This window comes from Mesorhizobium sp. B3-1-9, from assembly GCF_006439595.1.
Taxonomy (GTDB): Bacteria; Pseudomonadota; Alphaproteobacteria; order Rhizobiales; family Rhizobiaceae; genus Mesorhizobium.
The window spans coordinates 59,829-73,747 of record NZ_VFTJ01000001.1 but is presented as its reverse complement, the minus strand read 5'-3'; the positions used below and the strand labels follow the sequence as shown (position 1 = coordinate 73,747).

Annotated in this window: 11 protein-coding genes; 9 read left to right on the top strand and 2 right to left on the bottom strand. The window is 64.5% G+C overall.

Going from position 1 to position 13,919, the window contains the following annotated elements:
* Positions 1-147 precede the first annotated feature (147 nt).
* The 9 genes from FJW07_RS00315 to FJW07_RS00275 all read left to right on the top strand — a co-directional run bounded on the left by FJW07_RS00315 (position 148) and on the right by FJW07_RS00275 (position 11,059).
* Complete coding sequence (locus FJW07_RS00315; protein WP_140784935.1) at positions 148-1,737, top strand: ABC transporter substrate-binding protein; 1,590 nt, start codon at positions 148-150, stop codon at positions 1,735-1,737.
* A 100-nt stretch (positions 1,738-1,837) separates the two neighbouring features.
* Positions 1,838-2,797 carry an ABC transporter permease gene (locus tag FJW07_RS00310; RefSeq protein ID WP_140647141.1) on the top strand — a complete coding sequence of 320 codons (960 nt, stop codon included), beginning with the start codon at positions 1,838-1,840 and terminating at the stop codon, positions 2,795-2,797.
* A gap of 58 nt (positions 2,798-2,855) precedes the next feature.
* Entirely contained in the window at positions 2,856-3,677 is an 822-nt protein-coding gene (locus tag FJW07_RS00305) for an ABC transporter permease (protein WP_140647142.1), read from the top strand.
* The gene (locus tag FJW07_RS00300) at positions 3,677-5,362 is read left to right on the top strand and encodes an ABC transporter ATP-binding protein (protein ID WP_140853705.1); all 1,686 of its coding nucleotides are present in this window, start codon (positions 3,677-3,679) and stop codon (positions 5,360-5,362) included. The genes FJW07_RS00305 and FJW07_RS00300 overlap by 1 nt, the downstream gene beginning before the upstream one ends.
* A gap of 115 nt (positions 5,363-5,477) precedes the next feature.
* Complete coding sequence (locus FJW07_RS00295; RefSeq protein ID WP_140853704.1) at positions 5,478-7,067, top strand: ABC transporter substrate-binding protein; 1,590 nt, start codon at positions 5,478-5,480, stop codon at positions 7,065-7,067.
* Positions 7,068-7,148: 81 nt separating this feature from the next.
* Positions 7,149-7,988, top strand: a complete 840-nt coding sequence (locus FJW07_RS00290; RefSeq protein ID WP_140853702.1) for an alkaline phosphatase family protein — start codon at positions 7,149-7,151, stop codon at positions 7,986-7,988.
* Between the two features lie 395 nt (positions 7,989-8,383).
* Entirely contained in the window at positions 8,384-8,950 is a 567-nt protein-coding gene (locus FJW07_RS00285; RefSeq protein WP_140853700.1) for a sigma-70 family RNA polymerase sigma factor, read from the top strand.
* The gene (locus FJW07_RS00280; protein ID WP_140853698.1) at positions 8,947-9,615 is read left to right on the top strand and encodes an anti-sigma factor; all 669 of its coding nucleotides are present in this window, start codon (positions 8,947-8,949) and stop codon (positions 9,613-9,615) included. Before FJW07_RS00285 ends, FJW07_RS00280 begins: the two co-directional genes overlap by 4 nt.
* A complete protein-coding gene (locus tag FJW07_RS00275; RefSeq protein WP_140853696.1) occupies positions 9,605-11,059 on the top strand; it encodes a S8 family serine peptidase in 1,455 nt (484 codons plus the stop codon). The genes FJW07_RS00280 and FJW07_RS00275 overlap by 11 nt, the downstream gene beginning before the upstream one ends.
* Positions 11,060-11,105: 46 nt before the next feature.
* On the opposite strand, the gene FJW07_RS00270 is transcribed toward FJW07_RS00275, so the two are convergent.
* The gene (locus tag FJW07_RS00270; RefSeq protein WP_140853694.1) at positions 11,106-12,452 is read right to left on the bottom strand and encodes an FAD-binding oxidoreductase; all 1,347 of its coding nucleotides are present in this window, start codon (positions 12,450-12,452) and stop codon (positions 11,106-11,108) included.
* A gap of 136 nt (positions 12,453-12,588) precedes the next feature.
* The gene (locus tag FJW07_RS00265) at positions 12,589-13,611 is read right to left on the bottom strand and encodes a substrate-binding domain-containing protein (RefSeq protein WP_140853692.1); all 1,023 of its coding nucleotides are present in this window, start codon (positions 13,609-13,611) and stop codon (positions 12,589-12,591) included.
* Between the last annotated feature and the right edge of the window lie 308 nt (positions 13,612-13,919).

Sequence of the window (13,919 nt, the reverse complement as noted above, 5' to 3'; positions counted from 1 at the left end):
GCCAGGGCAGATTGGGCCAAATGCGACGTGCGATTTACGCCACGGTATGTCGCATTCGGTCTTGCCTGCCGCTTTCCCTTACGGTCATTATCTCCTCCAATAGCAAGAAACGACCCTAAGGTCGGATATCCAGAGTGAGGAACCGTAATGTCCAACGAACTCGACTATCTCAGCCGGCGAGTCGCGGCCGGAAAACTTAGCCGTCGCGATTTTCTCGGTCGCGCCGCGGCGCTCGGCGTCGCCGCCACCGTTGCAAACTCGCTGCTCTCCAAGGCCGTTCGTGCGGCCGGTCCGGTCAAAGGCGGCACGTTGAAGGCCGGCCTGCAGGGCGGTGAATCCACCAATAGCCTCGATCCGGCGACCTTCCTTAGCCAGGTTCCGTTCGCCTTCGGCAAATGCTGGGGCGAAACGCTGGTCGAGCTCGCGCCGGGCGGCGGCGTCGAATACCTCATCGCCGAAGAAATCGGCTCTTCGGACGACGCCAAGACCTGGACGATGAAGATCCGCAAGGGCGTCCAGTTCCACAACGGCAAGGAAGTAACGCCGGACGACGTCGTGGCGACGCTGAAGCGCCACAGCGACGAGAAGTCAAAATCCGGCGCGCTCGGCGTCCTGAAGAGCATCGACACCATCAAGGTCGATGGCGGCAATGTCGTGGTCACGCTGAAGGACCCGAATGCCGACATGCCTTACCTGATGGCGGACTATCACCTGATCATCCAGCCGAATGGCGGCATGGACAAGCCGGACGCCGGCATCGGCACCGGGCCGTACAAGATCACCGGCAACCAGCCCGGCGTGAAGCACACCGCCGCGCGTTTCGACCACTATTGGCAGCCCGACAAATACGGCCATGCCGATCAGGTCGAGATCGTCGTCGTCAACGATCCGACGGCGCGCATGGCCGCGCTCCAGGGCGGCCAGGTCAACATGATCAACCGCGTCGAGCCGAAGATCGTCGACCTGGTCAAGCGGCTGCCGGGCGTCACCATCCGCGCCGCCTCGGGCCGCGGCTTCTATCCCTTCAACATGTTCTGCGACACCGCGCCCTTCGACAACAACGATCTCAGGATGGCGCTGAAGCTCGCCATGGACCGCGAGGAGATGCTGACCAAAATCCTGCGCGGCTACGGCGAGGTTGGCAATGACATGCCGGTCAACAAGGCCTACCCGCTGTTCGCAGGCGATTTCGAGCAGCGTAAGTTCGACCCCGAAAAGGCGGCCGCGGCTTACAAGAAGTCGGGCCATAGCGGCTCGATCCTGCTGCGCACCTCCGACGTCGCTTTCCCGGGCGCGGTCGATGCGGCCCAGCTTTACCAGCAGAGCGCGGCCAAGGCCGGAATCAAGATCGAGATCAAGCGCGAGCCGGGCGACGGTTACTGGACCGAAGTCTGGAACAAGCAGCCCTTCTCGCTGTCCTACTGGGGCGGCCGTCCGACCCAGGACCAAATGTATTCGACCGCCTATCTGTCGACCGCCGACTGGAACGACACCCGCTGGAAGCGCCCGGACTTCGACAAGATGGTGCTCGCGGCGCGCGGCGAGCTCGACGAAGCCAAGCGCAAGAAGATCTACCGCGACATGGGCGAGGTCATGCGCGACGAAGGTGGCCTGATCGTGCCGTTCTTCAACCAGTTCGTCGACGCGACCGGCAAGGGCGTCGAAGGCTGGATCGACAACCCGGCGCAGGAACTCAGCAACGGCCATGCCCTGATCGAGTGCTGGCTGCAGGCCTGATGAAGGATCAGGGAAGGGCTGGCGCAGGCCGGCCCTTCCCCGTTTTCATGACCCGCCCGAAAGGCGGGCGCCGTCCCTTCTTCACCGTTGCAGGTAGCCGATGTCGTCTCCGATCCTGAGATTGGTCGCTCAGCGCGTCTTGCTGGGTCTGGTTCTTCTTTTGGCCGTTTCGGTGCTTATTTTCGCCGGCACGCAGATTCTGCCGGGCGACGTCGCCCAGGCGATCCTCGGCCAGTCGGCGACGCCGGAGGCGCTGGCGAACCTGCGCGAACAGCTCGGGCTGAACGATCCGGCGTGGCTGCGCTACGTGCACTGGCTCTGGGGCATCCTGCATGGCGACTTCGGCACGGCGCAGTCGAGCGGACTGGACATCGCGACCTCGATCAGCACCCGGCTGAAGAACACACTGTTCCTGGCGGCTTGCGCCGCGATCGTCGCCGTGCCGCTGGCGATCGTCCTCGGTCTGATCGCGGTGCGCTACCGCAACGGCTTCGTCGACAAGTTGATCTCCGGGCTGGCGCTGGCCTCGACCTCCTTCCCGGAATTCTTCATCGGCTATGTGCTGATCTATTTCTTCGCCGTGAAATGGCAGATCTTCCCCAGCATCTCGACGGTGGATGACTCGACTCCCTTCCTCGAAAGGTTGCAGGCCGTCGTGCTGCCCGCGACCGCGCTGACGCTGGTGGTGCTCGCCCATATGATGCGCATGACGCGCGCGGCGATCCTCAACGTCATGCAGTCGGCCTATATCGAGACGGCAGAATTGAAGGGGCTGAAGGCCTTCGACATCATCCGCAAGCATGCTTTCCCGAACGCGATAGCGCCGGTCGTCAACGTCGTCATGCTCAACCTCGCCTATCTTATCGTCGGCGTCGTGGTGGTGGAGGTGATCTTCGTCTATCCGGGCATGGGACAGTATCTGGTCGACCATGTCGCCAAGCGCGACGTGCCGGTGGTGCAGGCGGTCGGCCTGATCTTCGCCGCAGTCTACATCACGCTCAATATCGTCGCCGATATCGCCGCCATCGTGGCCAATCCGCGGCTTAGGCATCCGAAATGACGGGGGCATCCGAAATGACGGGCCGGATGCAAGACGACCAAAGGGGGAACTGAGGCGAATGGCGCTACGACAAATCCCGTTCACCGCCTGGGTCGGGCTTATCCTGACCGGCTTCTTTGCGTTCTGTGCCATCTTCGCGCCTTGGGTCGCGCCGCACGGCAATGGCGAGATCGTCGGCGACGTCTGGGAGCCGATGTCGGCCGCTCATTGGCTGGGCACCGACAATCTCGGCCGCGACCTTATCTCACGCATGATCTACGGCGCGCGCATAACCATGGAGATCGCGGTGGCGGCGACTGCGCTGTCCTTCTCTCTGGGCTCGATCCTCGGCTTCACGGCGGCTGTCTTCGGCGGCTGGTTCGACACGCTGCTGTCACGCTTCGTCGATCTTTTGATGTCGATCCCGACGCTGATCTTCGGCCTCGTCGTGCTATCGGTGTTGCCGACGACCACGCTGACGCTGATCCTGGTCATGGGCATTCTGGACTCCACCCGCGTCTATCGCCTGTCGCGCGCCGTCGCCGTCGACATCAACGTCATGGACTTCGTCGAGGCGGCCAAACTGCGCGGCGAAGGCAAGGCCTGGATCATCTTCCGTGAGATCCTGCCCAATGCGCTGTCGCCGCTGGTGGCGGAGCTTGGCGTGCGCTTCATCTTCGCCGTGCTCTTCCTGTCGGCGCTGTCCTTCCTCGGGCTTGGCGTGCAGCCGCCGGATTCGGACTGGGGCGGCATGGTCAAGGAAAACAAGGACGGCATCGTGTTCGGCATTCCGGCGGCGCTGATCCCGGCCGCGGCGATCGCGGTGCTGGCGATCTCGGTCAACCTCGTCGCCGACTGGGTGCTCAACCGCACGACGAGCCTGAAGGGAGGACGTGGCTGATGGCTGGCAATCAAGCGAAGTCCGGGCAGGCGAAGTCCGGGCAGGCAAGCTCGGGCAAGCTCCTCGACATCCGCAACCTGCGCATCGAGGCGACCGTCTATCCGCCGGGCGAGACGCCGAAGACCATCACGCTGGTCCACGATGTCTCGCTGACGCTCGAAAAGGGCAAGGTGCTCGGCCTGATCGGCGAATCCGGCGCCGGCAAATCGACCATCGGCCTGTCGTCCATGGCTTATGGCCGCGGCGGCGTGCGCATCACCGGCGGCGAGGTGATCCTCAACGGCCGCGACATCATGAAGGCCGGACCAAGGGGCGTGCGGGCGCTGCGCGGACGCGAGGTGTGCTATGTCGCGCAGTCAGCGGCGGCGGCGTTCAATCCGGCGCACAAGCTGATCGACCAGGTGGTCGAGGCGACCCTGCTGCATGGTACCGCGAACCGCGCCGAGGCCGAGAAGCGGGCCATTGCGCTGTTCAAGAAGCTTAGCCTGCCCAACCCTGAAACGATCGGCGAGCGCTACCCGCACCAGGTTTCCGGCGGCCAGTTGCAGCGCGTGATGACGGCGATGGCGCTCTGCTCGGAGCCCGACCTCATCGTCTTCGACGAGCCGACCACGGCGCTCGACGTGACGACCCAGATCGACGTGCTGGCGGCGATCAAGGACGCCATCCGCGACACCCATGTGGCCGCCTTGTACATCACCCATGACCTTGCCGTCGTCGCCCAGGTGTCGGACGAGATCATGGTGCTGCGCCACGGCCGGCTGGTGGAGTGGGGCGGCACGCGGCAGATCATCAAGGAACCGCGCCAGGAATATACCAACGCGCTGGTTTCGGTGCATGAGATCGAGCACCAGGAACAGCAGCCCGGCTCAACGCCGTTCCTGTCGGTGAAGAATGTCACCGCCGCCTATGGCGGCGGCCATGTGAAGGTCCTGAAGAACGTCTCTGTCGACATCTATCCGGGACAGACGCTGGCCGTCGTCGGCGAAAGCGGCTCCGGCAAGTCGACGCTGGCGCGCGCCATCACCGGGCTTTTGCCGCCCGAGCAAGGCACGGTGACCTTCGATGGGCGCCCGCTGGCCAACCGGCTTTCCGACCGGCCGAAGGAGGATCTGCGTCAATTGCAGATGATCTATCAGATGGCCGACGTAGCGATGAACCCGCGCCAGACGGTGGGCACCATCATCGGCAGGCCGCTGGAGTTCTATTTCGGCATGAAGGGACGCGAGCGCGACAAGCGCGTCGCCGAACTGCTCGACGAGATCGAGATGGGCAAGGGTTTTGTCGACCGCTATCCGGCCGAGCTGTCCGGCGGGCAGAAGCAGCGCGTCTGCATCGCCCGCTCGCTCGCCGCCAAGCCGAAACTGATCATCTGCGACGAGGTGACATCGGCGCTCGACCCGCTGGTCGCCAACGGCATCCTGAAGCTGCTTCTGAACCTGCAGCAGCACGAAAAGGTCGCCTATTTGTTCATCACGCATGACCTGGCGACGGTGAAGTCGATCGCCGACTCGATCGCGGTCATGTATCGCGGCGAGGTGGTTCGCTACGGCTCCAGGAGCAAAGTGCTGACGCCGCCCTTCGACGCCTATACGGACCTGCTGCTCTCCTCCGTGCCGGAAATGGAGATCGGCTGGCTGGAGAAGGCGATCAAGGGCCGGCGCATGGCGAGCGCCGGAAATTAGCCCACGAAAGTCAGCCCGAACCAGAAGCTGTCATGCGGCTGCAATGCGCAGCGGGAAAGATCGGCCGCGGGCAGGTAGAGCCCACAGCAAACCAATCTCAAAAAGGGGGCAGGACATGCAGACCGAACTCGACCATCTCGCCGCACTCGCCGGCAAGGGCAGGATCTCGCGGCGCGATTTCCTCGGCCGCGCGGCGGCGCTCGGCGCCTCGGCGGCGCTGGCTACGACGCTGGCTGGCAAGGCTTTTGCCGCGACGCCGGTGAAGGGCGGTATCATCAAGGCCGGCCTGCAGGGCGGCGAATCGACCAACAGCCTCGATCCGGCGCTGAACCTCAGCCAGGTGACCTACAATTTTTGCAAGCAGTGGGGCGAGTTCCTCGTGCGGCTGACGCCCGAGGGCGGCGTAGAGAACCTGATTGCCGAGGAGATCGGCGCCTCGGCCGACGCCAAGACCTGGACGATGAAGATCCGCGACGGCATCGAATTCCACAACGGCAAGACGGTAACGGCGGAAGACGTTGTCGCGACGCTCGAGCGCCACGCCGACGAGAAGTCGAAATCCGGCGCGCTCGGCGTTCTGAAGAACATCAAGACCATCAAGGCCGATGGCAAGGACGTGGTGGTGACGCTCGGCGACGCCGATGCCGACTTCCCCTATCTGATGGCCGACTACCATCTGGTCATCCAGCCGAATGGCGGCAAGGACAACCCGAATGCCGGCATCAGCGCCGGTCCGTACAAGGTCAGCGTCAACCAGCCCGGCGTGAAGCATGGCGGCGAGCGCTTTGCCAATTACTGGCGCGGCGACAAGGCCGGCCATGCCGACCAGATCGAGATCGTCGTCATCAACGACCCGACGGCCCGGCTTGCGGCGCTGCAGGGCGGTCAGGTGCATCTCATCAACCGCGTCGAACCCAAGGTCGTCGACCTGGTGAAGCGCATGCCGGGCGTCAGCATCGAGAACGTCGCCGGGCGCGGCTACTACCCCTTCAACATGTTCTGCGACACCGCGCCCTTCGACAACAGTGACCTCAGGATGGCGTTGAAGCTGGCGATGGACCGCGAGGAGATGCTGGACAAGATCCTGCGCGGCTATGGCTCGGTCGGCAACGACTTCCCGATCAACGAGGCCTATCCGCTGTTTTCCTCCGACATCGAGCAGCGCAAGTTCGATCCCGAAAAGGCGGCCGCGGCCTACAAGAAGTCGGGCCATAGCGGCCCGGTCCTGCTGCGCACTTCCGATGTCGCCTTCCCCGGGGCGGTCGATGCGGCCCAGCTCTACCAGCAGAGCTGCGCCAAGGCCGGCATCAAGATAGAGATCAAGCGCGAGCCGGGCGACGGCTACTGGTCGGAAGTGTGGAACAAGCAGCCCTTCTCGCTCTCCTACTGGGGCGGCCGGCCGACGCAGGGCCAGATGTATTCCACCGGCTATCTGTCGACCGCCGACTGGAACGACACGCGCTTCAAGCGGCCCGAATTCGACAAGATGCTCTACACGGCCCGCGCCGAGCTGGACCAGGCCAAGCGCAAGGCGATCTATCGCCACATGGCAATGCTGATGCGCGACGAAGGCGGCCTGATCGTGCCGTTCTTCAACCAGTTCGTCGACGCCGCCAACACCAAGAAGGTCAGCGGCTGGGTGAAGAACCCGAATGGCGAGATGATGGACGGCTATGCGCTCAACGAGTGCTGGCTGAACGCCTGATATCGGGCTAGTCCTAAGAAGCGCCGCGTGTCGCCTGGCACGCGGCGCTTCCGTTTTCGATGCATGATCATGGGAACCGCCGTGGCGCTCAAATCCAAACTGCTGCTCATCATCCTCGACGGCGTGCCCTACCGGAACTGGCGCCGGCTGATGGGCAACCTCGGGGGCTGGGCGCAGTCCGGCGAAGCGCAGGTCTGGAAGATGCGTTCGGTGCTGCCGTCGACCTCGGCCTGCTGCTACGCCTCGATCCACACCGGTGTCACGCCGCAGGTGCACGGCATCCTTTCCAACGAGAACCGCTTTCGCGTCACGCAGCCGGATATCTTCTCGGAAGTCAGCAAGGCCGGCGGCAGGACGGGCGCGGTGACCCATTCCTACTGGTCGGAATTCTTCCGCTCGTACCCGTTCGACCTGGTCGAGGACATGGAGTTCGACGAGCCCGATGGGCCGATCACGCATGGCCGTTTCCACACCATGACCGGCTACAATCTCAAGAACCAGATGACGCCGAGCGACGTCGACCTGTTCGCGACGCTGACCATGCTGGCGAAGCGCCACGGCATCGATTACGGCATCCTCCACACCTGCACGCTGGACTCGATGGGCCATCGCTTCGGCCATGACTGTCACGAGATGGACCATGCCTGCTACGCGATGGACGCGATGCTGGCAGCCTTCCTGCCGCAATGGCGCGCAGCCGGCTATGAAGTGATCGTAACGGCCGACCATGGCCAGACGGACCGCGGCCATCATGGCGGCCATGACGACGAGATGCAGGATTTCGCGCTCTATTATTTCGGCCCGGCGAAGGGGCCGCAAGCCGACACGCTGCTCGATCAGCTGCAGCTCGCGCCGACGGTGCTGAGCCGGCTTGGGGTGGCGATACCCGAGACGATGAAGGCGAAGGTGTTCTTGGTTTAGTTCCCCCTTCTCCCGTTGCAACGTTGGAGATTGGCGAAGGCCAAGCAACTTCGTCATCCACAGGCGGAGCGGGAGCGAAGCGGACGCGCAGACCCGAGGATCCATTCCGTGACCTCGCGCGAGGGGTGCAACTGAGAAAGTTCTGCAACGGGATCAATGCCTTGACGTCACGGAATGGATCCTAGGGTCTGCGCCGCGTCGCTTCGCTCCTTGCTTCGCCCTAGGATGACGAAGCAATAGGCGTCTAGGCCTATCGCCGGGAAGGAGTAGGAGAAGCGCCCCCTCTGGCAACCTCCCCTCTCTTCGGTTAGCCTCCGAAAATTCCTTGGCGGAGGATGAACCTTTTTGGACCGATCAGCGACAGAGCTTCGAGGAGCCAGGCGGCTCGACCGGCCATGAACGCGGCGACGGAAACCGATCGCGCGCTTGTTGACCGGGTCGCGAAGGGCGACCGGGCCGCCGTCCGGCTCCTGTTCATGCGTCACCACGCGCGGATCTACCGCTTCGTGGCGCGCCAGACGGGATCGGAAATGATGGCCGACGATATCGCGAACGAGGTCTTTCTGGAGCTGTGGAAACAGGCGCCCAGCTTCGAGGGGCGTTCTGAAGTTTCCACATGGCTGCTCGGCATCGCCCGCTTCAAGGGGCTGTCCATGCTGCGCAAGAAGAAGGAAGACTGGATCGACGACGACGACGCGGCGCAAGTTCCCGACGGCGCCGACACGCCGGAAGTCGTGACCATGAAGGAAGACAAAGCCGCCGCCTTGCGCCGCTTCATCGATGCCTTGCCGGAAGAACACCGCACGGTGATCGACCTTGCCTATTACCATGGCCAGTCGGTGACCGAGATCGGCGAGGTGCTCGACATCCCGGTCGCGACCGTCAAGACCAGGATGTTCTACGCCCGCAAGAAACTCGGCGAAGCCCTCAGGGCCGCCGGTTACGACAGGGGTTGGCCATGAGCGCCGCAGAAAAGATGTCGCGCCGCGACGAGATGGAAACGCTGCTGCCGTTCTACCTGAACGGCTCGCTGGAAGGCGCCGAACTGGAGGCCGTCGAGGAATGGCTGGCCACCGATCCGGCGGCAATGAATGCGCTTGGCGAAGCGGAGGCCGAGTTCTCCGGTGCCGCCGCCGCCAACGAGGCGATCCGGCCGCCCGCCGACGCGCTCAGCCGGTTCGCCAAGGCGCTCGACGCCGAGGCCGGCCCGGCGCGCGCGCCGGCCGGCCAATCGTGGCTCGCCAAGGTTTTCGGCCGGGTGACGGCAATGCCTGCCGGCATCGCCTGGGCCGCGGCCGCGGCGCTGCTTGCGCTGGTCATCGTGCAGTCGTTCGAACAGCCGGGCGGCAAGGGCAACGACTTCGAAGTGGCCGGCGCTCAGGACGACCTCGCCAAGCTGCCTTTCGCGCTGGTCAAGTTCAAGCCGGATGCCAAGATGGCCGATATCGCCGCCTTCCTCGACCAGAACGGGTTGAAGATCGCCGGCGGGCCGACCGCCGACGGCGTCTTTCACCTGACCATTCCGGTGAGCAGTGCGGCCGATTACGACAAGCTCGTCGGCCTTATTGCGGCCCAGCCTTTCGCCGATACGGTGATCCAGGGAAGGAAACCGGTCGATGGCGGCTAAGGCGGTCATTCTGCATGCGGCACTCCTCGCGGCGGCGGCCTTTGCCGCCGCCCCTGCGTTTGCGCAGACCAACGATCCGAATCTTTCGCAGACCGAGGTCGACTGCCTGAACCGCACGACAGCGGCGGGCGTCGGGTGCGACAAGAACGGCGGCACCGCGAATAATGGCGAGAAACCGGGAGCTGGCGGCGCCACAGGCGGCGCGGTGTTCCTGCCGGCGCTGATCGTCGACCTGTTCCCGAACGCGCCCGCCGGCGCGGCCCCACAAACGCCCGCGCCGTCCAATGGAACATCATCGTCGAACGGTTCCGGTAACGCGGCGCCAGCGCCGACGCCGAATGGACCCGCCACGGTGCCGCACGGTCTCAACCTGGCCGAGCCGCCGCGCGCGATTGCCGGCGAATTCGTGCCCGACGAGGTGCTGGTGACCGTCGACGGCGATGCCGGCGTGGTGCAGCAGATCGCCAATTCCTTCGGCCTGCAGGTGCGCTCGCAGCGCCAGTCGCGGCTGCTCGGCACCACGCTGGTGCGCTTCGGCATCACCGACGGGCGGCCCGTCGGCGTGGTGCTGGCGCAGCTTGCCGCGGACGGGCGCACGCAGCGCCGCGAACCGAACCACATCTACACGCTTCAGCAAGCGGCCGGTGTCGTGAATTACGCCTTCGACCGCATCGCGCTCGATTCAAAACAGGCGAGCGGCGAGAATGTGCGCATCGCCGTCATCGACACCGGCATCGACGACACCAATCCGGCGCTCGCCGGCGTCATCGCCGAGCAATACGACGCGATGCCCAACGTGCCGATCGAAAAGCGCGACCACGGCACCTCGGTCGACGGGCTGATCGCCGGCGTCGGCCCGCTGGAAGGCATGGCGCCGGGCGCCAGGATCTATCACGCGCGCGCCTTCGAAGGCGGCAAGTCGACCATGGATGTCATCCTGTCGGCGCTGGACTGGGCCGCCGAACAGGACGCACGCATCATCAATATGAGCTTCGTCGGGCCGAAGAACGACCTGCTCGGCACCGCCTGCCGTAACGCCCGGGCGCTCGGCATCGTGCTGGTCGCGGCCGCCGGCAACAACGGGCCGAAGGCGCCCTATGGCTATCCGGCCGCCTTCGACGGCGTCATCGCCGTCACCGCCACCGACGCCAAGGACGGGCTGATGCCGCAGGCCAATCGCGGCGCCTATGTGTTCATCTCGGCGCCGGGCGTGGAGATGGTGGCGCCGAGCGGCGCCGGCTCCGACGTGGTGACCGGCACCTCCTTCGCCGCCGCGATCGTGTCCGGCGCCATCGCCAATTTGATCCACGCCGCGCCCGACCGCTCGGCCGACGAGATCGAGAAGGCGCTGGCGGCAACGGCCAAGGATCTCGGCCCCAAGGGGCGGGACAATGATTTTGGCTATGGGCTGATCGATACGAAAGCGGCTGAGGCGGCGAAGTAGTGAATCCGGGCAGTCGACCGACTGTTGCCGACTGCGCGCGACCGGTTCAAAGAGCCGGACCCAGCCGGACGGGGCTTCCATCGTAGAAACGCGACAGCCGAAAACGGCTGAGGTCGTGGCCGGTTTCATTTCCCTGGATCATGTCGGAGACGACGCGACCGATGCCAGGTCCGATGCCGAATCCGTGGCCGCTCATTCCCGTCGCGACGAAAAGACCGCCGACTGCCTGGACCCGATCGACAACGGGGACGACGTCGGGCATGGCGTCGATCATACCGCCCCAGCCGGCCTTCAGGCGAACCGTCTCGAACCGGGGGAAAAGCTGTTTGAAATTGCGCTCGATCGAGCGAAGCTTTGCCGGCTCAGGGGCTGGGTTGAGCACGCGCATTCTTTCGAAAGGGCTTGCGGAATCCGGCGCCCAATCGCGGGGGGTCGACCAGCCATCGGGGTAGCCCGATGGAGCGAACGGGAAATAGCGCGTTCCGAACGGATTGTCCCTGAGAGCGGGAAGATATTGGGTGGCGTGCCGGAATGCGTCGGGCCCCAGGTAAAGCAAGTGGCTGCCGCCCGCGGCGAGCGTGTATCCGCCATCCTGCCTGCGCCTGAAGGCGATGTGATCGTCGGCGGCCGCGCCTGCATAGACCTCAGGCATGGGTTCTGTGGCAGCTGTGGTCACCCTGACGCTGAGCTGGGGGATGGCCACGCCGTGTCTTCGCAAGAAGAGGGATGACCAGGCGCCGCCCGCGACCAACACGGTGGAGGCCCCGATATATCCCGCCTCGGTCCACACGCCTTTGACCCTGCCGGCCGAGAGTTCGAGGGTCCGCGCGGCGCAATTCTCGACGATCCTGGCGCCTTTTCGAACGGCAAGCCGCGCTAACGCGGGCACCGCCAACCAAGGTTCCGCGCGCATATCGGAGGGCGTCGTCATCGCGCCCTTGAACCTGCGCGACATGCCGCTGATGAGTTTTGCGGTTTCGTCGGCGTCCAGAAGGCGCGTGTCGAGCTCATGGATCGCGGCGATCTTCATGAACGCTTCGAAGCCGGCCATGTCCTTGTCGGCATTCGCCAGATAGGTCACGCCTGTCTGGTTCAACCCGATGTCTTCGCCGCATTCCTCGGCCAGTTGCCGCCACAGGCGGGAAGCCTCGATGACAATCGGCAGTTCATCCGCGTCTCGTCCCTGCTTTCTGATCCACCCCCAGTTTCGCGAGGACTGTTCAGCCGCGACGCGGCCTTTTTCCAGCAGCGTCACTGGAATGTTCCGGGCCGCGAGGAAAAGGGCCGTCGTTACGCCGATAATACCGCCACCGACGATCACCACTTCTGAAGTGTTCGGCGGAGGACCAGGGTATTGGATTGGATCCGCTTCGGTGAACGGGAATGTGGGCAATGGCGCACTCTGAGGAGCTGGTTGACAGTCTGGCTTACTGGTTGTCGCCGTCAAACATCAGGAGCAGCCGAAGGCGGACCGTTGTCCCACGACAGTTGCCCGGAAGGAGGCAGCGGCGAAGCTGTTGGATCAGGCCCTATACCGGCGCCCCCGCCACCGATCCCCGCACCACCAGATCGACCGGCCAGACCTCTCCCCGCGCGCCCTCCTCCAGCCCCGATATGCGCGCCGCCAGGCGCTCGGCGACACGCGCGCCGGCAAGCCGGATCGAGGAGCGCGTGGTCGACAGCGGCACCGGGAAATTCTCCGGCCGCAGCCAGGGGAAGACGTCGTCATGGGCGACCAGCGACAGGTCGCCCGGAATTGTGAGACCCAGATCGCGCACACCGCGCACGACGCCCAGCGCCATGATCAGGCTGGAGCAGACGATCGCCGTCGGCGGCTCAGCCTCCTCAAGCAGGCGGCGGGCGGCGCGATAGCCGTTCTCCTCGGTCATCGTAACCGAGCGGATGTGGCGCTCGCCGAGCGTCAGCCCGCTTGCGGCAAGCGCCCGGCGCACGCCGCGCTCGCGGTGGATGGCGAAGGTCTCGCGGTCGTTGCCGTTGATCAGCGCCAGGCGCTTGTGGCCGAGTTGGATCAGCAGTCTCGACGCTTCGTGGAAGGCGCCCTCATTGTCGATGTCGAGATAGGGATAGTCGAAGTCGAAACCTTCGCTGCGGCCATGGACGAGGAAAGGGATGCCCAGCGTGTTGACCAGCGCCAGCCGCTTGTCGGCCGGCCGCGGCGAGGACAGGTAGACGGCGTCGACCTGGCGGTTGGCGACGATGCGCCGGTAGGTCGTTTCTTCGTCGTCGGCATCGGCAGGCGAAAGCACGAGGTCGAGCTCGTGCGCGCGGGCATAGTCGCCAAGGCCGGAGAGGAATTCGACGAAGTGCGGGTCGATGTCGACGGCGGCGCCCGTCGGCAGCACATAGCCGATCATCCCCGACTTGCCGGTGGCGAGCCGGCGCGCACTGGGGTTCGGCCGGTAGCCATGGCGCTTGGCCGCATCCATCACCCGGCGCCGGGTTTCCTCATTCACCTCGGGATAGCCGTTCAACGCCCGGCTCACCGTGGTCTGCGAGAGTGACAGCATATGCGAGAGTTGCTTGAGGTTCATCGGAGGCCTCCAGCCTCAAAGCGCTTTCAAATTGAATCGATCCGAATTGTTGGCGAGATCGCCAAGCATGATGACCTTAGAGGGCCCTAGGCGCCGTTTGAAGCAAAAATTGCTGCTGCGGCCCAAAAAATTATGCTGCAGTGCACTTTTCTCACTCTATCCCGGGAGATTTAAATCGATTTATAAACTCTCCCACTTGACTCTCGAGCAATTCAATGGCGAGATCAAAATAGCCAAAGCGCTTTGGAAGTCTCTTCGAAAGGTTGCGGTTGCCCTTTCGCTGAGTCACAGTTCCGCGGGCGTCGGCG

Bases quoted from the DNA above. Each gene is read 5' to 3' on its own strand.
- FJW07_RS00295 (WP_140853704.1), top strand. From the start codon at position 5,478: ATGCAGACCGAACTCGACCATCTCGCCGCACTCGCCGGCAAGGGCAGG.
- FJW07_RS00310 (WP_140647141.1), top strand. From the start codon at position 1,838: ATGTCGTCTCCGATCCTGAGATTGGTCGCTCAGCGCGTCTTGCTGGGT.
- FJW07_RS00280 (WP_140853698.1), top strand. From the start codon at position 8,947: ATGAGCGCCGCAGAAAAGATGTCGCGCCGCGACGAGATGGAAACGCTG.
- FJW07_RS00265 (WP_140853692.1), bottom strand. From the start codon at position 13,611: ATGAACCTCAAGCAACTCTCGCATATGCTGTCACTCTCGCAGACCACG.
- FJW07_RS00275 (WP_140853696.1), top strand. From the start codon at position 9,605: ATGGCGGCTAAGGCGGTCATTCTGCATGCGGCACTCCTCGCGGCGGCG.
- FJW07_RS00305 (WP_140647142.1), top strand. From the start codon at position 2,856: ATGGCGCTACGACAAATCCCGTTCACCGCCTGGGTCGGGCTTATCCTG.
- FJW07_RS00300 (WP_140853705.1), top strand. From the start codon at position 3,677: ATGGCTGGCAATCAAGCGAAGTCCGGGCAGGCGAAGTCCGGGCAGGCA.
- FJW07_RS00285 (WP_140853700.1), top strand. From the start codon at position 8,384: ATGAACGCGGCGACGGAAACCGATCGCGCGCTTGTTGACCGGGTCGCG.
- FJW07_RS00315 (WP_140784935.1), top strand. From the start codon at position 148: ATGTCCAACGAACTCGACTATCTCAGCCGGCGAGTCGCGGCCGGAAAA.